The sequence below is a fragment of the Actinomadura macrotermitis genome, assembly GCF_009604375.1.
Lineage (GTDB): Bacteria > Actinomycetota > Actinomycetes > Streptosporangiales > Streptosporangiaceae > Spirillospora > Spirillospora macrotermitis.
Map to the genome: position 1 here is coordinate 1 of NZ_WEGH01000004.1, position 22,906 is coordinate 22,906.

Annotated in this window: 24 protein-coding genes and 1 rRNA gene; 15 read left to right on the forward strand and 10 right to left on the reverse strand. The window is 72.8% G+C overall.

The window, feature by feature from the left end; genetic code table 11:
- The 4 genes from ACRB68_RS28580 to ACRB68_RS28595 form a co-directional block, all read right to left on the reverse strand.
- Positions 1-121, reverse strand: a 16S ribosomal RNA gene (locus tag ACRB68_RS28580); the annotation flags it as partial.
- Between the two features lie 925 nt (positions 122-1,046).
- On the reverse strand, positions 1,047-1,718 hold the full coding sequence (locus ACRB68_RS28585) for a hypothetical protein (RefSeq protein ID WP_153538012.1): 672 nt from the start codon (positions 1,716-1,718) through the stop codon (positions 1,047-1,049).
- Between the two features lie 182 nt (positions 1,719-1,900).
- Positions 1,901-3,370, reverse strand: a complete 1,470-nt coding sequence (locus ACRB68_RS28590; RefSeq protein ID WP_207709850.1) for a serine/threonine-protein kinase — start codon at positions 3,368-3,370, stop codon at positions 1,901-1,903.
- 99 nt (positions 3,371-3,469) lie between these two features.
- Positions 3,470-4,126, reverse strand: a complete 657-nt coding sequence (locus ACRB68_RS28595; RefSeq protein ID WP_153538014.1) for an SDR family NAD(P)-dependent oxidoreductase — start codon at positions 4,124-4,126, stop codon at positions 3,470-3,472.
- A gap of 220 nt (positions 4,127-4,346) precedes the next feature.
- Between ACRB68_RS28595 and ACRB68_RS28600 the strand changes: the two genes are divergently transcribed.
- Entirely contained in the window at positions 4,347-5,132 is a 786-nt protein-coding gene (locus tag ACRB68_RS28600; RefSeq protein WP_153538016.1) for a helix-turn-helix domain-containing protein, read from the forward strand.
- A 2-nt stretch (positions 5,133-5,134) separates the two neighbouring features.
- Here ACRB68_RS28600 and ACRB68_RS28605 read toward each other — a convergent pair whose 3' ends face one another.
- A complete protein-coding gene (locus tag ACRB68_RS28605; protein WP_153538018.1) occupies positions 5,135-5,470 on the reverse strand; it encodes a hypothetical protein in 336 nt (111 codons plus the stop codon).
- On the reverse strand, positions 5,470-7,920 hold the full coding sequence (locus ACRB68_RS28610; protein WP_153538020.1) for a DUF4132 domain-containing protein: 2,451 nt from the start codon (positions 7,918-7,920) through the stop codon (positions 5,470-5,472). The genes ACRB68_RS28605 and ACRB68_RS28610 overlap by 1 nt, the downstream gene beginning before the upstream one ends.
- A gap of 98 nt (positions 7,921-8,018) precedes the next feature.
- On the opposite strand from ACRB68_RS28610, the gene ACRB68_RS28615 reads away from it, so the two are divergent.
- From ACRB68_RS28615 to ACRB68_RS28640, 6 genes are all read left to right on the forward strand, one after another.
- Positions 8,019-9,476 carry a flavin-containing monooxygenase gene (locus ACRB68_RS28615; protein ID WP_153538022.1) on the forward strand — a complete coding sequence of 486 codons (1,458 nt, stop codon included), beginning with the start codon at positions 8,019-8,021 and terminating at the stop codon, positions 9,474-9,476.
- Between the two features lie 9 nt (positions 9,477-9,485).
- Positions 9,486-10,253, forward strand: a complete 768-nt coding sequence (locus ACRB68_RS28620) for an SDR family NAD(P)-dependent oxidoreductase (RefSeq protein ID WP_153538024.1) — start codon at positions 9,486-9,488, stop codon at positions 10,251-10,253.
- Positions 10,254-10,374: 121 nt separating this feature from the next.
- Positions 10,375-11,322: a DMT family transporter gene (locus ACRB68_RS28625; protein WP_194293494.1), complete on the forward strand. Its 948-nt coding sequence runs from the start codon at positions 10,375-10,377 to the stop codon at positions 11,320-11,322.
- A 10-nt stretch (positions 11,323-11,332) separates the two neighbouring features.
- Positions 11,333-12,085, forward strand: coding sequence for a serine protease (locus ACRB68_RS28630; protein ID WP_153538028.1), 753 nt, complete (start codon positions 11,333-11,335; stop codon positions 12,083-12,085).
- A gap of 18 nt (positions 12,086-12,103) precedes the next feature.
- A complete protein-coding gene (locus ACRB68_RS28635; RefSeq protein ID WP_153538030.1) occupies positions 12,104-13,027 on the forward strand; it encodes an NAD-dependent epimerase/dehydratase family protein in 924 nt (307 codons plus the stop codon).
- A gap of 9 nt (positions 13,028-13,036) precedes the next feature.
- Positions 13,037-13,357, forward strand: a complete 321-nt coding sequence (locus tag ACRB68_RS28640; protein ID WP_328594913.1) for a GroES family chaperonin — start codon at positions 13,037-13,039, stop codon at positions 13,355-13,357.
- 169 nt (positions 13,358-13,526) lie between these two features.
- Here the strand turns inward: ACRB68_RS28640 and ACRB68_RS28645 are convergent, their stop codons facing one another.
- Entirely contained in the window at positions 13,527-14,036 is a 510-nt protein-coding gene (locus ACRB68_RS28645) for an NUDIX domain-containing protein (RefSeq protein ID WP_235960373.1), read from the reverse strand.
- A 174-nt stretch (positions 14,037-14,210) separates the two neighbouring features.
- Here ACRB68_RS28645 and ACRB68_RS28650 point away from each other — a divergent pair, with 174 nt between their 5' ends.
- From ACRB68_RS28650 to ACRB68_RS28670, 6 genes are all read left to right on the forward strand, one after another.
- Entirely contained in the window at positions 14,211-14,585 is a 375-nt protein-coding gene (locus ACRB68_RS28650; protein ID WP_153538032.1) for an NUDIX domain-containing protein, read from the forward strand.
- A gap of 18 nt (positions 14,586-14,603) precedes the next feature.
- Complete coding sequence (locus ACRB68_RS28655; protein WP_328594914.1) at positions 14,604-15,131, forward strand: NUDIX hydrolase; 528 nt, start codon at positions 14,604-14,606, stop codon at positions 15,129-15,131.
- Positions 15,107-16,435, forward strand: coding sequence for an MFS transporter (locus tag ACRB68_RS28660; protein ID WP_153538034.1), 1,329 nt, complete (start codon positions 15,107-15,109; stop codon positions 16,433-16,435). The genes ACRB68_RS28655 and ACRB68_RS28660 overlap by 25 nt, the downstream gene beginning before the upstream one ends.
- Entirely contained in the window at positions 16,398-16,805 is a 408-nt protein-coding gene (locus ACRB68_RS40320; protein ID WP_194293495.1) for a hypothetical protein, read from the forward strand. Before ACRB68_RS28660 ends, ACRB68_RS40320 begins: the two co-directional genes overlap by 38 nt.
- A 230-nt stretch (positions 16,806-17,035) precedes the next feature.
- Positions 17,036-17,254, forward strand: coding sequence for a hypothetical protein (locus ACRB68_RS42605; RefSeq protein ID WP_328594915.1), 219 nt, complete (start codon positions 17,036-17,038; stop codon positions 17,252-17,254).
- 9 nt (positions 17,255-17,263) lie between these two features.
- Entirely contained in the window at positions 17,264-17,782 is a 519-nt protein-coding gene (locus ACRB68_RS28670) for an MFS transporter (protein WP_153538038.1), read from the forward strand.
- Between the two features lie 34 nt (positions 17,783-17,816).
- Here ACRB68_RS28670 and ACRB68_RS28675 read toward each other — a convergent pair whose 3' ends face one another.
- Positions 17,817-18,251 carry a nuclear transport factor 2 family protein gene (locus ACRB68_RS28675; protein ID WP_153538040.1) on the reverse strand — a complete coding sequence of 145 codons (435 nt, stop codon included), beginning with the start codon at positions 18,249-18,251 and terminating at the stop codon, positions 17,817-17,819.
- Positions 18,252-18,334: 83 nt separating this feature from the next.
- Here ACRB68_RS28675 and ACRB68_RS28680 point away from each other — a divergent pair, with 83 nt between their 5' ends.
- The gene (locus ACRB68_RS28680) at positions 18,335-18,715 is read left to right on the forward strand and encodes a winged helix-turn-helix transcriptional regulator (RefSeq protein ID WP_153538042.1); all 381 of its coding nucleotides are present in this window, start codon (positions 18,335-18,337) and stop codon (positions 18,713-18,715) included.
- Positions 18,716-18,937: 222 nt separating this feature from the next.
- Here the strand turns inward: ACRB68_RS28680 and ACRB68_RS28685 are convergent, their stop codons facing one another.
- Positions 18,938-20,473 carry an acyl-CoA synthetase gene (locus ACRB68_RS28685; protein ID WP_153538044.1) on the reverse strand — a complete coding sequence of 512 codons (1,536 nt, stop codon included), beginning with the start codon at positions 20,471-20,473 and terminating at the stop codon, positions 18,938-18,940.
- A 12-nt stretch (positions 20,474-20,485) separates the two neighbouring features.
- Positions 20,486-20,983 (reverse strand): response regulator transcription factor, encoded by a 498-nt coding sequence (locus tag ACRB68_RS28690; RefSeq protein WP_153538046.1) that lies wholly within the window; start codon positions 20,981-20,983, stop codon positions 20,486-20,488.
- Positions 20,984-21,438: 455 nt separating this feature from the next.
- Here ACRB68_RS28690 and ACRB68_RS28695 point away from each other — a divergent pair, with 455 nt between their 5' ends.
- Positions 21,439-22,884, forward strand: coding sequence for a wax ester/triacylglycerol synthase domain-containing protein (locus tag ACRB68_RS28695; RefSeq protein WP_153538048.1), 1,446 nt, complete (start codon positions 21,439-21,441; stop codon positions 22,882-22,884).
- Positions 22,885-22,906: the final 22 nt, after the last annotated feature.

Consider the following 22,906-nt stretch of genomic DNA (forward strand, 5'->3'; position numbering starts at 1 on the left):
GCTCACGTGTTACTCACCCGTTCGCCGCTCGAGTACCCCCGAAGGGGCCTTTCCGCTCGACTTGCATGTGTTAAGCACGCCGCCAGCGTTCGTCCTGAGCCAGGATCAAACTCTCCATTAAGGTCCATCGCGACAGCCCAGGGGGCGAACCCCGGAACCGCCAAACCTTGAAAGGATCGAAATCCCAGCAAATGCGACCACCGATATGGTGGCCGACTTGCCTCAAAGAAATCCCCACCGACACTCGAAAGCGCCGGCACGGGGTGATCGAGTCTGTGCTCGATCGTTAAAGGCACTGGCTTTTAACACGCTGTTGAGTTCTCAAGAAACGGACACCCACCGCGCCTGTTCCGCTTACGCGGCCCCAGGCTCCGGGGCGACTCATTTACTTTATCAGTTCCGGCCGGTCTGTCAATTTCACCGGCTTTTCCCTGATCCGCCCCGGCCGACGTTCGCTTTCGCGGCGCCTTTCGGAGCGGTGTCGCTATTTCACCAGATCCGGCCCGTTTCGCAAAATCGGGCTTTTTCTGGTCCCGGCACAGCACAACAGGCACGGCGAAATCCGTGTCGGTTGAGACAGTGAGGGTTCCCCATGGGCCGGCCACCACCAACGGCGTCCTGCATCCCTCCGGGGACGAGGAGACAAACTATGCCTTCGCGGAGCGCCCGTCAAATCGACGGGCCGGGATCCACAGAGCCGGTCATCTCCCCTGCTTGAGCGAGGTTACCTGCCCTGCAGCCCTCTTGCACATGAAACGCCATCTTGTGTTCCACGCCACTGGGGGCATCCCGGCCATGCCGCGCGTATCCCTCTCTCCCTTCGGACCGTTGGGGTGCCGGCCGACAGGCAGCTCGTGGCGTGGCGGCGCTTCCTGCCGTGCAGAGATCGGCCCTGTGCACTGCGCACGCCCGCCGTCAGGGACAGCCAGGTGAGCGCCTTGGTCCCAGAGCACACTTAGGACCGGCAGCACCGGCTTCGGAAGGTGATGGTTCAGGTCGAGCGTCCCGTGCCGGTGAAGGTGGCCTGGCCTGGGCGGGATGGCGGGTCAGGGGTTCGCTTCATGCGGGTAGCCGATTCGAGCGGTGTCCTCTTTGAGGTCTGAGAGGGTGATGTCCGGGTTCAGCGATGCCACGATGCGCTGAGTGAGCGGTTGCAAGGCGTAGACGTGGTGCACGGCCTCGATGTCCACGGTGACCTCGTAGTTCTCCTCGGCGTATCGCTGGTATGCCTCGGGCCGGCCGTCGGCCAGGACGTCGAACAGCCACTCGGCGCTTTCGTCGTCGTCCGGCAGGGCCTCCATGGGGCTGGACTTCCACTCGGTGTCGGCGTGTTCGCGCCAGAAGCACACCGTTGCCAGCGGTGTTCCGTCCGGTTCGCAGAAGGCGGGCTCGGTGACATGGGCGCGGAACGCCTCAGGCACTGCGTCGAACAGGCCAGGCCATGGCGCCAGGGGCGTCACCCGATACGGGCTCATCGGCGACTCGTGGTCGAAGCCACGGGCGTAGGCGCCCGCCGGTGAGAAGACGATCGAGTAATCGTTGCCGCATCCGTCGCGCATCGAGGCTATCTCCTCCGTCGGCGACCAGCGCGAGTCGAAGGAGAAGAAGCGGAACTCCCAGTCCGGGCACAGGATGGCGTCCAGCGTCGCCATGGCGCGGGAGCGATCTCGAACCGCGGGGATGCCGGGGAGCCCGCGGATCAGTTCCTCGGTGGACATGCCGCTCAACCTACGAGTACGGCGTCGAACCGGTCTGCCAGGTCAGCGGCATGCACGCGCGACCGCGTTATGGCGGCACTTCCAAGGCCGGTGGACCGTCTGACGGGCAGGATGAGCGGAAGCCGGTGAGGCAGCTGTAGGTCAGGGCGGTCGGCGGTGAGCAGGGCGGTCCGCTCCCTCGCTCAGTTCTCTTGGGCGCACCAGCGGCGGGTGGCGGGGAGCATCGCCAGTACCAGCGCGCCCACTGCCGGAAGGGTCATGAGCGGGCCGATCACGAGGTAGGTGATCGCGCTGGAGGCGTGCTTCCATGACCCGCCGGTGATGATCATGAACACCACGACGGAGATCGTCGCCTGCAGCGCCAGGAGGAGGGCGCCGTAGAAGACCAGCCAGCGGCCGTCCTCGCGGCGTTGGAGCAGGTGCGGGATGCCCACGCCGAAGAGGACCCCCTCGACCACGCACACCGTGCCGTGCAGCCACCATGTCCAGGCGATCGAGTCCCGCGGGTATTTCAGGATGAACTGGACGTTCATCGCGATGCCGTAGAACGCCCAGAGGAAGCACAGCGAGGCGAGTGCGGCGGCCACGTGCGCGGTGGCGCCGCCGGCCGGCCTGGTCCGCGCGGGTGCGGCGCCGGGCTGGGTGCCGGGCTGATACGGATACGGCGCGTGGGCGGCCATCCAGGGCTGCGGTTCGGCGAACACCGCGGGTGGGGGCGGAGGCATGCGCGATGGCGGGGGCAGGTGCGGCGGCTCGGCCGGGGAGGACGGCGGGGTGGATTCGGCCGGCGAGGCCGGCGGAGCGGCCGGCTGCGGTTCGCGGGGGCCGGGGCGCAGGCGGGCCGAGACGGCGGCGGCGTCGGCGGGCCGGTCGCCGGGCTGTTTGGCCAGCAGGTCCATCACCAGCGCGTCGAGGTGCTCGGGGATCTCCGGCCGCAGCGACCGCGGCGGTTTCGGCGTCTGCTCCAGGTGCTGGTAGAGGATCGCCCCGGCGCCCGTCCCGCGGTCGACCCAGGTCTCGCCGGTCAGCAGCTCGTAGAGCACGCAGCCGAGGGAGTACAGGTCGGTGCGCTGGTCCACGTCGCCGCTCTGGATCTGCTCGGGCGCCATGTAGACGGGGGTGCCCGCGATGCTCCCGGTAGCGGTGATCTTGGTGGCGTCGGCCAGCCGGGCGATGCCGAAGTCGCAGATCTTCACCTTCCCGTCCGGCAGCAGGAACAGGTTGGCCGGCTTGATGTCGCGGTGCACCACGGCCCGCCGGTGCGCGGCGGCGAGGGCGTCCGCGAGCTGGGCCGCCAGGTCCGCCACCTGCTCCACCGGCAGGGCGTCGCCGGCCGCGAGGACCTGCGCCAGGTCGCGTCCCTCCAGCAGTTCCATGACCAGGAACAGCAGGCGGTGCCCGTCCTGCTCGTGTTCGTCGATGTCGAACACCGTGGTGATCCCCGGGTGGTTCAGGGACGCGGCGATCTCGGCCTCGCGGCGGAACCGCGCCACCCCCGCGGTGCCCGCCCCGGCCGTCACCGGCAGGATCTTCACGGCGACGGGGCGCCCGCCGAGGCGCAGGTCCACCGCCCGCCAGACCTCGCCCATCCCGCCCCGGCCGAGGACCGCCTCCAGGCGATACCGGCCGGCCAGTTCCCATCCCTGCTGCACCGTGTCTCCACCCGTCGCGAACACCAGTGCCGCACATTCCACCAGAAAGCGCCTTCTTACACCGGTGATCGCCGACGAGTCGCTCGACACATCGCCGGGTTAGGCCAGCACCCCGTACGGCTCGGCGGTGTCGTGCATCCGCCAGAGGCGATCGGCGACGGTGCCGGGTTCGTGGTGGAGCCCGTCCCCCACCGCGCCGACGACCACGAGGTGGGCGGCGTGCAGCGGGGTGCCGGCGAGGGCCTGGGACAGCAGCGCGGTGTAGGCCCGCTCCGCCGCCCCGGCGACGGCGCTCGCCGCGCGGTCGGGGTTCGGGCGTTCCACGGCCCCGCCGGTGACGAACAGCAGCGTTCCGCGTCCGGCCGCGCGCATGGCCGGCAGGACGGCCCGCACCGCTGCGGCGGCGCCGACCACGTTCAGCGCCAGTGCTCCTGCCAGGTCGCCGGCTCCGGTCTCCAGCACCGGTTTGATCAGGCCGATGTCCGGCAGCGGGCTGAAGCACAGCACCTCCGCCGGGCCCTGCCGTTCGGCGAGCGCCGCCAGCGCCCGTTCGACAGAGGGCGGGTCGCCGGCGTCGGCTGGGTGCGACTCCACCGGGATGCCGTCCCCGGCCAGGTCTTCGGCCAGGGCGGCGAGCCGGCCGGGATGGCGGGCGACGAGCCCGACGGCGTGGCCGGCGCGGGCGAAGCGCCGCGCCACCGAGGCACCCACTCCGGGGCCCGCGCCGACGATGTGCACCGGTCCGGGATTGTGCATGTCCGCTCCTTTGCTCACCGGTCACGCCTTGGGGGAAGAGGGCTCCGGGCCGGTCGGCCGGCCCTCTGGGCGAGCGCCTTGCTCATCTCCTTGGAGGCGCCGCACAGCCCGAGGCCGGACATGCGCCCGCTTTCCGGCGTGATCGTCCAGGTCTTCATGCCTCAACCCTGCGCGGGCCTCCGTCCCGGGACCAGCACCCTCCCAGGGTTACCCTCGGGCCATGGCGACCGACGGGCTTCTCGGAGAGTTCCTCAAGGCCCGGCGAGGACGGGTCCGGCCCTCGCGTGCGGCCCTGCCCGCGTCCGGGCGGCGCCGCGTCCCGGGGCTGCGCCGGGACGAGCTGGCCCTGCTGGCCGGGATCAGCGAGCCGTATCTGACCCGGCTGGAACAGGGCGTCGACCGGCACCCGTCGCCGCAGGTGCTGCGGGCGCTCGCGCGGGCGCTGGAGCTGGACGCCGACGCCACGGCGCACCTGTTCGCGCTCGCCGACCCCGATCCGGTGCGGCTCCCCGGCGACGAGGTCGCCCCGGACGTCCGGCGGCTGCTCGACACCTGGGCCGAGAGCCCGGCGTACGTGCGCAACCGGCGGCTCGACGTGCTGGCCGCGAACAAGCGGGCCCGCGCGCTCGCCCCCATGTACGAGCCCGGACGCAACCTGGCCCGCGGCGTGTTCCTCGATCGGGAGGCCCGCCGGCTGTTCCCGGACTGGCCTGCGATCGCCGCGCAGACCGCCGCGGCCCTGCGCGCCGAGGCCGGCCCGCGTGATCCGGAAACCGCGCGGCTCGTCGCCGAACTGGAGGCGGACGAGGACTTCCGCCGGCTGTGGGCGCGGCACGACGCGCGCCCCTCCCGCGACGAGCTGAAGCGGTTCGCGCATCCGGTCGTCGGAGAGCTCGCCCTGCGGCGGCAGTCGCTCACGGTCGGCGGCGCCGAGCAGCAAGTGATCATCGTCTACCAGGCGGAGCCGGGAAGCGCGTCCGAGGCGGCCCTCGCCCGGCTGCTGTGACCTCAGCCTCCGGCGAGGGCGATGAGCTTGATGAAGACCAGCTCGGGGTCGGTGGTGAGGTCGACGGTCTCGTCCAGGGACTCGGCCTGGCGGTCGCCGACGAGCATGAAGAAACCGTTGCCCTCGAAGGCCCGTTCGGCGAGGTCGGCCTGGCGCTCCCAGTCGACGCGGTGCGGGTCCGGTTGGACGAGCCGGTGCGCGTTGGCGCGGGCGACCTCCTCGCGGACGCGCAGCCGGATGAGTTCCCGGACGGTCATCGCCGCGGGCAGGTCCGCGACCTGGAACTCGGCCAGGGGCTTGCCGGAGGGGGTCTCGTCGCGGAAGGTCACGGCGGGCATCAGGCGCCTCGTTTCAGCTGGGTCAGGATCGTCTCGTCGGTGATCGTGGTGTCGGCGGCGAGCAGGAACGCCTTGCTGAGGATCAGCGACAGGCGCTCGTCCTCGAACGGCAGGAAGACCTTGCCGGGTTTGCGGCCGGGCGCCTCGACGATGCACAGGTAGGTGTCGTCGGGCTCCATCAGGATGTTCGCCGAGCCCAGGTGGATCCGGTAGGTGCGCAGGTCGCCACGGACCACCAGGAACCGGCCGTCCAGGGTGCAGCGGTCGGCGATGCGGGTGCGCGGCAGGAGACGCGCCAGCACGTCGCGGCGGGATTCGGCGGACGGGGTGAGCGGCCCGAACGACGCCGTCCGCCAGTAGTCGTGGTGGCGGCGCTCGCCCCGGTCGATCCAGTCGGGGTCGGTGGCGATGGAGGTGACCGCGATGAACAGGTCGATGTCGCGCATCGCCTCGCTGAACACCTCCGCCGGGACGTCGGCGAGGGGCGCCTCCGCCCAGCGGTTGCCGTGCGCGCGCTCGAAGCGGACCTGGTCGGTGACGGCGTAGGCGGGGCGCCAGTCCCGTTCGTCCTGTTCGGCCGCCTCGTGGTGGAGGCAGGCGCGCCATTGCCCGTCGCCGAAGACGCCCCGCGCGGTGCCGTCATGGCCGCCGTCGTAGCTGCCGAGGTGGTTGGTCTGCCAGTCGCGGCCCTTGATGAGTGCGTAGAGCTGCGGGTAGCGGACGATGTGCGCGGCGAACCGGTTGGAGTAGACGCGGGTCGCCTCCTCGGCGGGGGTGAGCAGGTAGATCTCGCGGAACGCCTGCTTGAAGGGCTGGCGGACCTCGTGGACGGTGACGATGGTGCGCCAGGCGCGGACCTCGTCGGTGGTGGCGCGGATCGGGTGCCACAGGCGGACCTCGGCGCCGGGCGGGACCTCCTTGAGGGCGGGCAGGACGGCCTCGCCGTCGATCTCCCAGATGAGCGCGCGGGCGACGGCGCCGACGACGGGATGCTCCAGGTAGTGGCGGCGCCATTCGTCGTAGGTCCAGGTGTGGGCGGTGGACAGCACGGCCTCGATGCGGGCGCGGGCCGCCGACAGCGTGCCGCGGACCTGCTTGGCGAGGGCCTTCAGCTCCCGGACGCCGGCCGAGTCCTTGATCGCGGCGGGCGGGGTGCGGGTGGTGCGGCCCTCGGCCGAGGTGTAGGTGAGGCGGACGGTGTGGGCGTCGGCGATCGCGAGGGTCGCCTGGTGGCCGTCGACCTGCCTGGTCAGGGTGCCGTCCGCGGCCAGGCCGTGCGTGGGGACGCTGCGTTCGGCGAGCTGGCGGGGCGTGATGCCCTGCCGTTCGGACGCCGCCCGGATCGCGGTGTCGACCTGCTTGCGGACGCCCCGGTGCCGGAGCGTCCCGGCCAGCCGCGTCAGCGCCGCGAGGGCGGCCGGGTCGTCGATCGCGCCGAGCGCGTTGGCGGCGGCCGAGGCGAGCTTGGGGTCGGTGTAGACGTAGGGCGGGGTGCCCGCGCGGACGACCAGGGCGTGCAGCAGCTCCACCGGGGCGGTGCCGAGCGCGGCGGCCCAGATGGCGCCGCGCGCGACATCGCTGTCGGCGTCGTGCACGAGGTAGGTGTACTCGTGGTCGCCGTACCAGGGTTTGTCGACGCCGTCGGTGACGGAGGAGCGCGGCTCGTCCTCGGCGAGGCGCCGCACGACCTCGGTGAGCGCCTCCGCCGCGCCCGTTTCCTCGATCAGGTCGGCGCAGCGGGCGCGCCAGCGCTGCGAGGGGCGCGGGGAGGTGAGCGACTTCAGGTGCCAGAGCAGGTCGGCGGCGCCGGTGAGGGCGAGCAGCGGCTCGGCCCACGGGCTGCGCGGCGCGACGAACCCGTCCGGCAGGTCGGTGCCCTCGGCGATGACGCGGAGTTTCAGCAGCTCCTTGGCGGCGGCGTCATCGCGGATCGCGTCGTGGGCGGCGCGCAGGGGTGCGGCGAGCTCGCGCAGGGTGGCGGTGTCGGCGGTGCGCAGCGCGGAGCGGGCGACGTTCAGCGGGAGCCGGTAGGACCAGGAGCCGTCGTCGCGCTCGGCGATCCGGCGGAGCAGCAGGGCGATCTCGCGGGGCGTCCAGCCGCCGACGCGGTCGATCAGCGGCCCCGCGGCCGGATGCGGCCAGTCGCCCTGCAGGTCGAAGATGTGGTCGGCCAGGACCAGGAACAGCAGCGCGGCCTTGCGGTCGGCGTCGCCGCCCTCGATGAGGCGCTCGTCGATCTCGGCGGCGCGCACCCGCATGACCTCGGTCAGCTCCTCCCAGCGGGCGCGGCGCCGCCCGGTGAGGGGGTAGCAGGCGTCGCGCCGGGCGGACGTCTCGCGCTGCAGGTCCAGCAGGGACGACAGCCAGCGGGTGCGGTCCAGGGCGGCCAGGCGGAGGTCGTCGAGGCCGTCGCCGCGGAGCGTCTCGCGGGCGAGCAGTTCGTGCAGCATGGAACGATCCTGGCAGCGGGGTCGGACATCTGGCCCGCTGACCCAATGGTCACTTACGCTCGGACCGACGGCACACGGCGATCACTCGGGGACGGCAGATGGGCACTGCGCACAGCGTTGTCATCATCGGGGCGGGATTCGGCGGCATCGGCATGGCGATCCGGCTGAAGCAGTCCGGCGTCGACGACCTGGTGGTGCTGGAGAAGGCCGGCGGCCTCGGCGGCACCTGGCGCGACAACACCTACCCCGGCGCGGCCTGCGACGTCCCCTCGCACCTGTACTCCTTCTCCTTCGAGCCGCGGACCGACTGGAGCCGCCGCTTCCCGCAGCAGCCGGAGATCCTGGAGTACCTGTGGCACTGCGCCCGCAAGTACGAGGTGCTGCCGCACATCCGGTTCGGCACCGAGGTGCTCGGCGCGCGGTTCGACGAGGACGCCGCGCTCTGGCGGGTGTCGACCGAGGACGGCGAGCTGACGGCGCGGGTGCTGGTCTCGGCGTGCGGGCAGCTCAACCGGCCCGCGCTGCCGCCGATCCCGGGCCGGGACGGGTTCGCCGGGGAGTCCTTCCACTCGGCCCGCTGGGACCACGGCGCCGACCTGGCCGGCAAGCGCGTCGCGGTCGTCGGGACGGGCGCGAGCGCGGTCCAGATCGTCCCGGAGATCGCCGGGACGGCGGCGTCGCTCACCCTGTTCCAGCGCTCGGCGCCCTACGTGATCCCCAAGCCGGACCGGCCCTACCGGGAGTGGGAGAAGGCGCTGCTGGCCGCCGTCCCCGGCGCGCACGCGCTCAGCCGCGCCAAGGTCTACGCGCTGTACGAGTCGCGCGCGCTCGCGTTCGTGAAGTACCCCAGGCTGATGTCGGTGATGAACCGGCAGTTCCTCAGGTCGCTGAAAGCGCAGGTCGGCGACCCGGCGCTGCGCGAGGCGCTCGTCCCGGACTACCCGATGGGCTGCAAGCGCATCCTCATCTCCAACGACTACTACCCCGCGCTCACCCGCCCGGACGTGGACGTGGTGACCGCGCCGATCGAGCGGATCACCGCGGACGGGATCGTCACCACGGACGGGACCCACCCCGCCGACGTGATCATCTATGCGACCGGGTTCGAGTCCACCGGCTTCCTGGCGCCGATGCGCATCACCGGCCGGGACGGGCGCGAGCTCAGCGAGGCGTGGCGAGGCGGCGCCGAGGCCCACCTCGGCATCACCGTCAGCGGCTTCCCGAACCTGTTCCTGCTGTACGGGCCCTACACCAACCTCGGCCACAACTCGATCATCTACATGCTGGAGTCGCAGTTCCGGTACGTGCTCGGCTGCCTGGAGGCGCTGCGCGCGCACCGGCTGGAGTGGATCGAGGTCCGGCCAGACGTGCAGGACGCGTTCGGCCGCGAGATGCAGGAGCGGCTGCGCGGCACCGTGTGGGAGGCCGGCTGCGAGAGCTGGTACATGACGGCCGAGGGGAAGGTCGTCAACAACTGGCCCGGGTTCACCTTCGCCTACCGGCGCGCGACCCGGCGCCCCGACCCCCGCCACTTCCGGGCCCGCCGGGCGTCCTAGTCTCGGGGCATGCCCACTGCTCTCATCACCGGCGCCACGGCGGGGATCGGCGCCGCCTTCGCCCGCCGCCTGGCCGCCGACGGATTCGACCTGGTGCTCGTCGCCCGCGACAAGGACCGGCTGGCCGAAAGCGCCGCCGGCCTGCACGACCGGTACGCCGTGCGCGCCGAGGTGCTCGCCGCCGACCTGTCCACCGACGCCGGGATCGGCGCCGTCGAGGAACGCGTCCGCGCCGGCGTCGACCTCGTCGTCAACAACGCCGGCTTCGGCAACAAGGGCGCGTTCCTGGACGTGCCGGTCGGCGACGAGACCACCATGCTGAAGGTGCACTGCGAGGCGGTGCTGCGGATCACCTCGGCGGCGCTGCCCGGCATGCTGGAGCGCGGCCGCGGCGGGATCGTCAACGTCTCGTCGGTCGCGGCGTTCGCGACGCGCGGCACCTACGGCGCGTCCAAGGCGTGGGTGGTCAGCTTCAGCCAGGGCGTCGCGCAGGACATCGCCGGCCGCGCCGGGGGCCGGGTGCGGGTCATGGCGCTCTGCCCGGGATTCGTGCCGACCGAGTTCCACCAGCGCGCGCAGATGGACGTGTCGGGCGTCCCGTCGTTCATGTGGCTGAAGCCGGACTACCTGGTCGACCACGCCCTGCGCGACCTGCGGCGCGGCGTCGTCGTCAGCGTGCCGGGGCCGCAGTACAAGGCGCTGGTGGCGGCGGCGAAGCTGATCCCGGCGGGTCTGGCGGGCCGCCTGTCGTCCCGGACCGGCCGCCGCTACGACTGAGCGGTGATGCGGTCCTGGGGCCCTTGTGCGGGAGTGCCCGGCACGGCAGGGTGACAGGTCGCGCCGGCGGGCGGGCGTGCCGGCGCGCCCGCCCCCGCCGTCCGCCGAGAGGACGCTGCCCGTGGGTCATGACCTGGGCCACGCCGCGCTGGCGCTGCTGGCGACCAGCACCTACTACACGGCGTTCGTGATCTTCCGGGCCGCCGCCCTGCGGATGCCGCCGCTGCGCGGCAGCCGCCCCTTCCACGTCGCCCGGCACATGCTGACCAGCCCGGTGTGGCTCGCCGGCGGTCTCATCCTGTTCCCCGCGCTGGTCTGGGAGGTCGTCGCGTTCACCGCGATGCCGCTCGCGGTGGCGCAGCCGGTGTTCGCCGTCGGCCTGGTGCTGCTGGTCATCTACGCGGTGTGGGTCCTCGGCGAGCGCCTCGGCGTCCGCGAGTGGGCGAGCGTCGCCCTGTTCGTGCTCGCCACCGTGCTGATCGGCCTGTCGGCCGGGTCCGAGGACGGGCTGCGCGCCGAGCCGTCGCTGCGCGCGGCGCTGCGGGAGCCGTGGCCGATACTGGCCGTGCTCGCCCCGGCGGTGATCGTCGCGGGGCTGGTGTGGCTGGTCGGCGACCGGCGCGCGGGCGGGCGGCACGCCCGCAAGCTGGCCGGCGTCGCCTACGGGATCGGCGCGGGCGCCTGCGCCGGGCTCGCCGAGGCCGGCATCCGCGGCATCGCGATCGTGTACGAGCGGACCGGCGACGTGCTCGCCGTCCTCGGCTCGCCCTACCCCTACCTCACGCTCGGCCTGGCCGCGATCGCGCTCGGCCAGCTCCAGGTGGCGCTGCAGCGCTGCCGCATCGCGATCGTGGCGACCGTCATCACCGTGATCGGCCGGTCGTACCTGCTGGTCAGCAGCACCGTGCTGTTCGACGAGGCGTGGCCGCGCGACCCGGTGCCGCTCGCGCTGCGCTCCACCGGGTTCGCGCTGGCGCTCGCCGCGCTGGTGCTGTTCCCGCGCTACGAGCGGGCCGGTGCGCCCGATGTGACGCCGCGGCCCCGTGCGGCGCGCAGGGCGAACGTCTAGATTGCCGGGCATGTCCTTCTCCCCCCTCGGCCGGGCCGCCGCGGCCGCCTCCCTCGCCGCCGCCTGCGTGCTCGTCCCGGCGCCCGCGCGGGCGGTCGTCGGCGGCGCCCCGGTGAGCGCGGCCCGGTATCCGTGGCTGGGCGCCGTCGGCTCCCCGCTGTTCTTCCTGCGGCCCGCCGGGCAGTTCTGCGGCGGCGTCCTGATCGCACCCGACAAGGTGCTGACGGCCGGGCACTGCGTGGCGATGCTGCGCGGCCTGCCCGGCGCGCTCACCGTCACCTTCGGGCGCTCGGACCTGCGCGACCGCACCGGCGAGCAGGTGTCGGTGCGGTCGATCCGGCTGCACCCGCACTACCGCGAGACCGAGTTCAAGGGCGAGACCGTCCTGCACCACGACCTCGCCGTGCTCACGCTGACGCGGCGGCTCGGCCGGTCCGTCGCCAGGCTCGGCGCCCCCGGCCGCGCGACCCGCGGGCAGGTCGCCGGGTGGGGCACCACCTCCGAGGACGACCTTCTCAACACCCGGCTGCGCGCCGCGGCGGTCCCGCTGCCCGGCGACCGGGCCTGCAAGCGCGCCTACGGCGGCTCCTACGACGCGGGCGACATGGTGTGCGCGGGCTCCCCCAAGGCCGACACCTGCCAGTTCGACAGCGGCGGGCCGCTGCTGGCCGGCGGCAAGGTCGTCGGGCTGACGTCCTGGGCGCTCGGCTGCGCCCGCCCCGGCTACCCCGGCGTGTACGCGGCCGTTGCCGACCTGCCCTGACGCCGGGATCCTGGCCCCATGCGAGTCTTGGTGACGGGCGCGGCGGGATATGTCGGGTACGCGGTGGGGCGGCGGCTGATCGCCGCCGGCCACGAGGTCACCGGGCTGGTGCGCGACGCCGGCCGGGCGCTGCCGCCCGGGGTGCGGCCGGTGATCGGCGACCTGCTGGACCCGGTCGCGCTGCGCGCCGCCGTCGACGAGCCCTACGACGGCGTCTGCCACCTGGCGGCCCGGACCCGGGTGCGCGAGTCGTTCGCCGACCCCGCCGGGTTCTTCGCCGCCAACGTGCAGGGCACCGTCGAGCTGCTCGGCGCGCTCACCGGGCAGCCGGTCGTGGTGTACGGATCGACGGCCGCGGTGTACGGGACGCCCGAACGGCAGCCGATCCCCGAGTCGCAGGTGCCGGACCCGACCAGCCCGTACGGGGCGTCCAAGCTGGCCGCCGAGCACCTGCTGCGGTTCGCCGCCCGCGCCGGCCAGGTCGGCGCGACGATCCTGCGCACCTTCAACGTCGCGGGCTCGGTCGACGGCCGCCCCGACCCCGACACGACCCGGCTGATCCCCAAGGCCCTCGCCGTCGCCGCCGGGCACGCCCCGCACCTGGAGATCAACGGCGACGGCGCGGCGGTGCGCGAGTACCTGCACGTCGACGACCTGGCGGCGGCGTACGTCGCGGCCCTGGAGGCGGCCCGGCCCGGCGCGGAGCGCGTCTACAACGTCGGCAGCGGCACCGGCTCGCCGGTCGCCGAGGTCGTGGCCGCAGTGCAGGAGGTCACCGGCCGCGGCGTCCCGGTCGTGCACCGGCCGCCGCAGCCCGAGCCGCCGCTGCTGATGTGCGACGCGTCCGCGATCCGCGCCGATCTCGGCTGGCGGCCCGCGCGCTCCTCCCTCACCGAGATCATCTCCGGCTCGTGGGCGGCCCTGCGGCACGAGGACGGATAAACTTCCACCGTGTCCGAGGCCAAGTTCGAAGTCCAGATGCTCCACGACCGCGTCATGATCCGCAGCGAGAAGGACAGCGGGGAGCGCCGCAGCACCGGCGGCATCGTCATTCCCGCAACGGTGGAGCAGACGAACCGGCTGCACTGGGGCGAGGTCTGCGGCGTCGGGCACCACGTGCGCACGGTCAAGGTCGGCGACCGCGTCCTGTTCCACCCCGACGACCAGTTCGAGGTCGAGATCCAGGGCGAGAACTACCTGGTCATGCGGGAACGCGACCTGCACGCCGTCGCCAACGAGCGCCCCGAGCACGGCACCGGCCTCTACCTCTGACCCGGGAACCTCGGCCGGCACGAGGCAAGGAAGCGCCGCCGCATCCCCGTCGCGGTCGGCCGACGGTGCCCGCACGCGCCGGCTCAAGGGGCACTCCAGTCGGCATGGCCCGGTTCCACCGCCACCGGAGGGATGAGGACGGCGGCGTCATCCCGGCCGCGTCCGCCGGTCAGTCCTGATAGCCCGCCGCGGCCGGCGCCTGCACCGCCAGCGCCCACCGGGTCTCGGCCACCCGCGCCGCCGCCCTGGCCTGCGCGACCGCAAGCTCACCCCACCCCAGCACCTGCGGCGCGTCGGCCAGCGACGTCATCAACCGCCGGTAGACGCGCCCCCTGTCGGGATCGGGAGCCCGCTCCTGGAACGCCCCGATCAACCCCACCATCCGCACCTGCGCGTACGGAGCGCGACCGGGCTGCTGCACCTCCTGGTACCCCAGGTAGACCGCATCGGTGACCACGACCTGGTTCTCCTCCATCGCCTCCCGCACCAAGGTCCGCACCAGATCACCCCTGTCCGCCGGCTCGGGCTTGCCGCCCGGCAGGTTGAACGCCCCGGCGTCGTCTTGGACCAGCACCCGCGCCGTACGCGGACACAGCAGGTATCCGTACACCTGCGTGACCGACAGCCCGTCGGGGACCGGCGCCTCACGCCAGAAGTAACGCACGTCCTCCATCTCCATCGGACCGACGGTAGCGGTCGGCTCCGAGCGGCAGGTCACCACGCGCGGTCGCGCAGGCCACCGACACCTCACCTCGCCGCCGCATGTCGCGCCCCGCACACCGCGCGCCGCGGCGGCCATGCTGAAGCCCACGCCCCTGCCCCGCCAGGAACGGCTCCCCCTCAGGAGGTGCGCATGATCCGCCACTTCACCGCGTCCACCGTCGTCCTGGACGACCGAGCCGAGCGGGTACTGCTGATCCACCACCGCAAGAGCGACTGCCGGCTGTATCCCGGCGGACACCTGGAGCAGGACGAGGGCCCCGCCCAAGCGGCCGTCCGCGAAGTCCGGGAGGAATGCGGCATCGACCTGCTGCCGGCCGTACCGCCGTTCACCCACCCCAAGATCCGTCCGGTGCCGGTACCGCTGGCGATCACCGACGGGCCCGTTCACGACGCCCGGATAGGACCGCACCGGCAGATCGACTTCGCCTACGCCGATCCGCCCGGCCTCCCCGAGGAGTTACCCGGGCTGATCGCCCTGGCCGCCCGCCACGCCCGCACCGCTTGAGAGAGGTGAGCCATCGCCGTGACCGAACCGACGACCACCCAGCCGTCCCCCGGACCATCCGCCGCCGGGCTGGCGGACGCGGGCTGGTACGCCTCCTGGGTCGCTCCGCACATGCTGCTGCGCCGCCTCGACGGCGCGGTGCTGCTGATCCGCCGTGCCGGCACCGGCTACCGCGACGGCTGGCTGGCACCACCGGCCGGGCGGATCGAGCCCGGCGAGGACGTGCTGACGGCCGCACTGCGCGAAACTCGCGAAGAGATCGGCGTCCAGGTCGACCCTGACGACGCGCACTTCGTCCACGTGATGCACCGCCGCTCGGACGGCCTGCCCGGCCCGTGCCATGCGATCAGTGACTTCTACTTCACCGCCGCGCGCTGGGCAGGTGAGCCGTATATCGCCGAGCCGGACAAGTGCTCGGAGCTGGTCTGGGTACATCCCGGCGCGCTTCCTCCCCGGGTGATCCCGCACGTGGAGCAGGTGCTGGCGGCCATCGAGCAGCGCCGGCCGTTCAGCATCCGCAATTGGCAGTCGCCGCAGAGCAGATGAGCGTCGGCGGCAGGGTGCGGGACGCCGTTGCTCCGTTGCGCGGCAACCCCCGATACCGGCGGTACTGGCTGGCCGGGGTGGCGTCCTCGGCGGGGACGGCGATGGCGACCGGCGCGGTCGCCGCCGCGGTCCTTGGCCAAGGCGGCGGCGCGGGGGCCGTGGCGATGGTGTTCTTCGGGCAGATGCTGGCCGGGGTGCTGGTGCTGCCGGTCGCCGGGGCGCTGGCCGACCGGTGGCCGCGCGTGCGGCTGATCGTGGCGGTGGAGCTGACGACCGGTGTCTTGGTGGCGGCGCAGGCGGGGCTGATCGCCGCCGGGCACGCGCGGGTGCTGTACCTGTCGCTGATCGCCGCGGCCGTCGCGGTCGCCTCGGCGTTCGCCCAGCCCGCCCGCGTCGGCCTGCTCACCCACCTGGTGCCCGACCGGCACCGGCCGCAGGCCAACGCGCTGAACAGGCTCACTCACTACGCCGTCATCACCGCCGGCCCCGCCCTCGGCGGGCTGGTCGTCGCCACCGCCGGTCCCGCCACCGGCATCGGCATCAACGCCGCCAGTTTCCTGGCCTCGGGGCTGTTGATGCTCCGCATCCCCGCCCCGCCCGCACCGGCCCCGGCCGGGTTCGTCGACGAGCTGGCGCAGGGCTGGCGGCTGGTGGTCTGCACGCCGTGGATCGTGTGGTCGCTGGCGGGCAGCACGGTCGTCGTCAGCGGCTGGACCGTCGCCTACGGCATCGCCGGCGCCACCTACGTGCAGACCCGGCTGGGCGGCCCGGCCGCCTGGGGCCTCGTGGCCTCGGGCCTGGGCGCGGGCATGGTGGCCGGGGCGGCGATCGCCCTGGTGTGGACGCCGCGCCGCGCGGCCGTGGTCAGCAACGCCGCCACGCTGCCGATGGCGCTGCCCGGCGCGTGCATGGCCGCCGCCGCGCCGCTGCCGGTGATCGTGGGCGCGGTGGCGGTCGCGGCCGCCGGGGTGTCGGTCGCGGCGGTGGCCTGGCGCAGCCTGATCCAGCAGCGCATCCCCGAACACGTCCAAGGCCGGGTGTCGGCATGGGTGACGCTCGGCGAGATCGGTGTCGCACCGCTGTCCTACCTGCTGGTCGCACCCGCCACAGCGGCGCTCGGGCTGCGCGGCACGCTGGCGGCCTGCGCCGCACTCATCGCGCTGGGATCGACCGCGCCGCTGCTGCACCGCTCCATCCGCACGCTTCGTCTCCAACGCAACGAACCCGAACCGACAGGGAAGGTGTCTCATGGAGCAGCCGCCGCAGGTGCATCCCAGCCGTCTGGTGACCACGCCCGCAGGTGAGCGGGTCGACGTCGACGAGGGGATCTGGCCATTGGTCAGCGCGCTCTGGGCACGCGGCTGGACGACCGTGGGGTCGTGCCAGGACATGGGTGAGGCCATCGGCCGCGCCGGTGCCGCGCCGCCCGCGCTCGCCGAGCTGCAGCGCGGGAGAGCGTGGCTGAAAATGCCCAACGCCCATGCCGACGCGTTCCTCGCCGCGGCCGCCCAGGATCCCGAGCTGGCCGTACTGATCCGCCCCCGGCTGGACCGGCCCGACCACTGGCACTGCTACACCCAGCGCGGCCCGGCCGGACTCCTGCCCAACGCCCAGATCTACCTGCCCGCGTCGCAGATCGGCCGGGTCGTCGCCGTGCTGCGGGCCGGTGCTTGACACCGCCCCGGCGGCGCGGCTGTCGGTGCGCGGCCGGCTGCGGCGGGCGGTGGCGCCGATGCGCGGCAACCGCGACTTCGTGCGGTACTTCACCGCCTCCAACATCAACTGCCTGGGGTCGACGATGGCGACCGGGCGGCGCGGGCAACAGCGTCAGCCGCGACCTGGTCCCGCCCGCGCAGCGGCCGGCGGCGATCGCGCTGAACCGCCTGACGCAGTACTCGATCAAGATGAGCGGCCCGGCGGCCGGCGGCGCCCTGGTCGCCGGAGCGGGCCCGGCCGCCGCCATGGCGGTCGACTCGGCGCTCACCGGGATCTCGGTGCTGGTCCTGATCCGGGTCGTCGCGCCGCCGTTCACCCGCGACACCGCCGGGTTCTGGACCGACATGGCCGAGGGGTGGGCGGTCATCGCCGGTGCCCGCTGGCTGCGGTGGACGATCACGGCCTAGGCGGTCGTGGTGCCGCTGTGGCAGGTCGCGTTCTTCGTCACCGGGCCCCTGCACGCCCGCGACCACTTCGGCGGCGCCGCCGCCTGGGGCCTGGTCACCGCGGCGTTCGGCGCCGGAATGGCCACCGGCGCGGCGATCAGCCTGCTGGCACAGCCACCCCGCGCGGCGCAGATCGCAGCGGTCGGCTCGGCCGCCCTGGCACTGCCGCCGCTGGCGATGGCGGCCGGCCTGCCCTTGCCGGTGGTGATGGCGGCCACCGCGCTGGCCGCCACCGGCCTGGCCATGGCCCAGATCGCCATGCGCGCCGCCATGCAGCACCACATCCCCCACAGCGTCCAAGGACGCGTCGCGGTCTACAGCGACGCCGCACTCGTCCTGCTCGCCCCGCCGCTGTACCTGGCGGTCGGCCCGCTGATGCACGCCGCCGGGCCCGCCGCACTCCAGACCGGATGCGCCGCCGTCATCGCCGTAGCCAGCCTGGCACCGCTGGCCTCCCCCACCGTCCGCCGCCTGGCCCTGGCCCAATGAAGCCCCGAACCGGGCGGCGTTCCAGGTTCTGTCGTTAGGACGTGACCACAGCGGGGTTTCCCTCACTCCAGACGCTGGTGATCCTGCGGTGGATGAACCGCCAGCCGTCGGGTGTGCGGCGCAGCCGGTCGTCGTAGCGACCCCCGCCAAGGAACTTCTCGCCATCGGGCAGCCCCAGACGGACATGCTGGGCCTGGTAGTAGCACGTGTGCTCGGCCTCGTCACCGTGCACGGTGACGACATGGTTGCCGTTCAGGTGATGAGTGGCGTCGAATCGCGCCAAGCTGGTGCTGATCCTGGCAACGATCGCCTCACCCCCGAAGATCCGGTCCTCCGAACCGCTGTACTCCCAGCAGGCGTCCTCGGCGAACAGGCCGCCCAGCGCCTGCCAGTCCCTGGTGTCCAGGGCCGTCGCGTACGCGATGGCGGCGTCCACGATCGCGGTGCGGTCTATGAGTTCCTGGAGCATCGGGCCGCCTTCCGGTTGGGTGCACGATTTGATACGGAGTACATGATCAGTGACCATCAGGGCCGGCGGAAGAAGGCACTTTCATGTCCCAGCGTCACATCGATGTGTCAGTCCTGGCCAGCGAGGCGTGCCCGGTCTCAGAGGTCCTCGACCACGTTTCCGGGAAGTGGAGCATCGGCATCCTGGTGGCCGTTGCGCAGGGCCCGGTCCGGTTCACGGAGCTGGAACGTTCGATCACGGGAATCAGCAGGCGCATGCTCACGCTCAAGCTGCGCAAGCTGGAACGGGACGGCCTGCTCGTGCGAACCGTCCATCCGGTCGTTCCGCCCAAGGTCGAGTACACGCTGACGGAGATGGCCCGAGAGCTCCACACGTCGCTGCTGGAGCTCACCGACTGGGCCAAGCGACACGGCGGCAACGTCGCCGCCGCCCAGGCCGCCTACGACCACGAACACAACGGCTAACGGCGGCCGTCACCCGGAACCGTCCACGTGGGTGATCGTCGGAGGCGATGTGGCCGCGGCCTGGGCACGGGCCGAGGAGTGCATGAAGATGCGCCGCAGCTGCAGCCGGAGGGCATCCAGGACATCGACGCCGCATGCAGATCCGCGACGGATCCCGATGCGCGGTCCCTGGCCGTGCTGTTCGCGGCCCGGTCGGCGTCACGTGGCCGCGCCGGCGCGGCCTTATCGGACCGAGCGCGGCTGGTCGTTCCAGTAGCGCTCCCGGAGCTCGCGCTTGAGGATCTTCCCCGTGGGCAGGGAGGGCAGTTCCTCGATGAACTCGGTGCTGCGGGGGGCCTTGTATCCGGCGATCGTGTACTTGCAGTAGTCGCGGATCTCCTCATGGCCGAGGGTGTGGCCCGGCCGGCGGACGATCACGGCGTGCACCCGCTCGCCCCAGGTCTCGTCCGGCACGCCGATGACGGCGCACGCGGCGACGGCGGGGTGCCGGGCGATGACGTTCTCGACCTCGACGGAGTAGACGTTCTCCCCGCCCGTGACGATCATGTCCTTGAGGCGGTCCACGATGTGGACGTAGCCGTCGTCGTCCATGTAGGCGCCGTCGCCGGTGTGCATCCAGCCGTCCCGGACCGCGCGGGCCGTCTGCTCCGGTTCCCGCCAGTAGCCGAGCATGACGTTGGCGCCCCGGACGGCCACCTCGCCGACCTGCCCGCGCGGCACCTCCGCGCCGTCGCGGTCGACGATCCGGACCTCGGTGTGCGGGGCGGCCCTCCCGCACGAGCGCAGGCGCCGCCGCGCCGCGTGGTCGGCCGCGGGCAGGAGGGTGGCGACGGGCGCGAGCTCGGTCATCCCGTAGGCCTGGACGAACGCCGTCCCGGGCAGCGCCGCCATGGCGCGTTCCAGCGTCTCCTCGGGAATGGGCGAGGCGCCGTAGACGATGGTCCGGAGGCTGGACAGGTCGCTCGCCGCGAGCCCCGGGTGCTCGACGAGCGCCCGGATCATGATCGGCGCGAGGAGCGCGGAGGTCGCCCGCCGCGCGGCGACCGCCGCCAGGGCCGCCGCCGGCTCGAAGGCGGGGATGATGACGTGGGCGCCGCCGACGAGGCACTGGGCCACCCAGGCGGCCAGGTCGGCGAGGTGGAACATGGGCGAGGCGTGCAGGAGCCGCCCGCCCGGGACGACGAAGTCCACCGCCGCCTGGCTGCCCATGGCCGAGACGAGCAGGTTGGCATGGCTCAGCATGACGCCCTTGGGGAAGCCCGTCGTGCCGCCGGTGTAGAAGATGCCCGCGAGCCGGTCCCCGCCGTACCGCCCGTCCGGGACGGGGTCGTCGCCGGCGAGGTCCTCGTAGGCGAGCATGCCGGGCGGCGCGGGTCCGTCCGCGCAGTGGACGACGATGTCAAGGTCCTCGCTCAGATCCGGGACCAGCGGGGCGAACGCCTCGTCCACGAGAAGGACCCGGGCCCCCGACTGCCGAAGCGCGTAGAGGTTCTCCGGCACGGCCCATCTGATGTTGAGCGGAACGACCACGGCGCCGATCCACCAGGTGGCCATCAGGTACTCGTGGAAGCGGTCGGAGTTGAACGACAGCATCGCGATCCGGTCGCCCTCCGCCACGCCGAGCCGCCGGAGCGCTCCCGCCAGTCCCGCTATCCGGTCCGCGCTCTGGCGGACGGTGCGCACCCGGTCGCCGAAAAAGGTCATCGGCGCGTCCGGGTCCTGTTGCAGCGCCCGATGGATTCCCTGGGTCAGGTACATTCGGCCCTCCTGTCAGCCGTGGTCGATCTGGTTCCTTCTCCGCGTGCTCGCCTCGTCGTTCGTCCAGGCGAGCGCCGCCTCGGTGCGGCTGCGCACGCCGAGCTTCCGGAATATCGAGTAGACATGGTTCTTCGCGGTCTTCTCCGCGATGTCGAGGGCGCGGGATATCTCCCGGTTGGAGCTGCCCCGGCTGAGCAGGTCGAGGACGCGTCTCTCCTGCCTCGTCAATGCCCCGGCGGAGTGCCCGCCGTCCGCGGGGGCGGAGCTCTGCTCTGTCCGCGTTTTCGGCGCACCGCCGCGTGCCAGTCCGGACCGCGCGCTTTCGAGCGATCCGAGCAGGTGCTCCTGAAGGGAGAGCGCCTTGCGGGTCGATTCGATGGCGTCGTCGAGTTGGGCGATCATGTTCTCGGCGGCCGCGCCGGCCTGCGGAGACCGGCAGCGGCCGCACACCGGGCGGAGGAGCGGGTCCGTCACCGCGCCCATGGCGGCACGCGAAACCGAATCTTTCATCTTTCACCGTGGCCCGGAGCGATGAGGGCATCAGATTCAGTGACCACTTTTCCCGTCCCGGCATTCATTTGTTCATGACTAGCTGTCAAAGCTCATGTTATCGACGAGCGGCGGCGGCACAATGCCCAGTGCGCGACAACGGTCTTTGGTGACTATCTTCTGTCCGCCCGTATCGCGCGCCGGGCACCTTCCGGCCGTATTACGGTCGCCCCGGCAGGCACCGCGTCCTTCCAGGTAGGACGCGCCGCAGAAAAAACGATCTCACCACCGTCATCGCTATTTGGGCGCCCGAATTCAGTGGACGACATGGCCGGGCGAGACCCATACGGACGCCGCGCCAATTAGGGATAAATGCCCAGACTTGCCATGAAATCCATGGGTATCAACGACCAAGACGATCGGGCGTGAAGCGATCACCCGGCCGTCCTCCCCCGAAATCCTGGAACGGAGCCACCGTGGCCTTCTCACCCCGCGTCGACGGATGGGGCCTCGACCCCCTGATGAACGGCATGGAGACAGCGATGTGGCGGATGGACTCCGACGCCGCGCTGCGCACCGACGTCGTGATGATCTGGATGCTGGACCGGATGCCGGAATGGGACCGGTTCCTGGTCTGCTGCGCATGGCTGACCCGGGTGCTGCCGCGGCTGCGGCTCCGGGTGGTCGAGCCGCCCCTGCGGATCGGCCCGCCGATCTGGGAGGTGGACGAGCGGTTCGACCTCTCCTGCCATGTCCACCGCGCCCGGCTGCCCTCCCCGGGCGGCCGGCGCGAACTCCTCGACCTCGCCGAGAGCGTCGGTTCCTCGGTCTTCGACCCCGCCCGCCCGCCGTGGCACGCGGTGCTCGTCGAGGGAGGCGGGGGCGAGGGAGCGGACGGGGCCGCCATCGTGATCAAGCTCCACCACTGCATCGCCGACGGCGCCGGGCTCCGGCAGGCGATGCTCGCCCTGCTGCCCCGCTCGCGGCAGGCGTCGCTGCGCCCGCTCGGCCCGGCGCCCGCCGCGCCCCGCCGGGTGGCCCCCTGGAGGCTGTCGGCGCAGGCGTTCGCGAGCGGCCTCGGCGCCGCGCCCGGACGGGCCGGCCGCGGCGGGGCGCGGCTGGCGGGGGACCTCGTGCGCGCGGCCGCGCCACCGGCGGCCGTGCCCATGAGGATCCGCCGGCTGGCGCGTTCGCTGGGACAGGCGGCGACCGTTCCCCAGGCGTCCCCCCTGCTCGCCGGACGCAGCCGCGAACGCCGTTTCGAGGCGGTGGAGATGCCGCTGGCCGAACTGAAGGCGGCCGGCAAGGACGCCGGCGCGTCGGTCACCGCCGCCTTCATCACCGTCCTGCTCGGCGCCTTCTCCGACTACCACCGCCGCCACGGGAAGGACGGCGGCCCCCTGTCGATCGTGGTGCCGGTGGACGTGCGCGGCGGCGGCCAGGCGAACGGCAACAACGTCGTCGGCGGGCTCCTGCTCGGCGCGTCCCTGGAGGACATGGACACCCACGAGCGTCTCGCCGGGGTCGGCGCGCTGCTGCGCGAGGCGCGGGAGAGCCCGCTCGCCGGCTGGACGGCGGCGCTGACGTCCCTGATCCCGCTGGCGCCCCTTCCGGTGCTGCTCCGGGCGACCCGCCGGCTGGGCGGCGCGCACGACCTCACCGCCAGCAGCGTGCCCGGGGTGCCCTACCAGGCCTACATCGCCGGGGCGCGGCTCGTGTCCTCGCTGGTCTTCGGACCGCGCGCCTACGGCGCCTGCACCGCCGTGCTCATGTCCCAGGACGAGACGCTCGGGCTCGGCCTGAACATCGACCCGGCGGCGATCACCGACGCGCCCGCGTTCGGCCGCCTCGTGCACGAGAACGCCGGCAAGGTCCTCGCCCTGGCCTCCCGGACGCGTCCGGCGCCGCTCGCGCGCACCTGACCGGCCCGGCACCGACATCCGG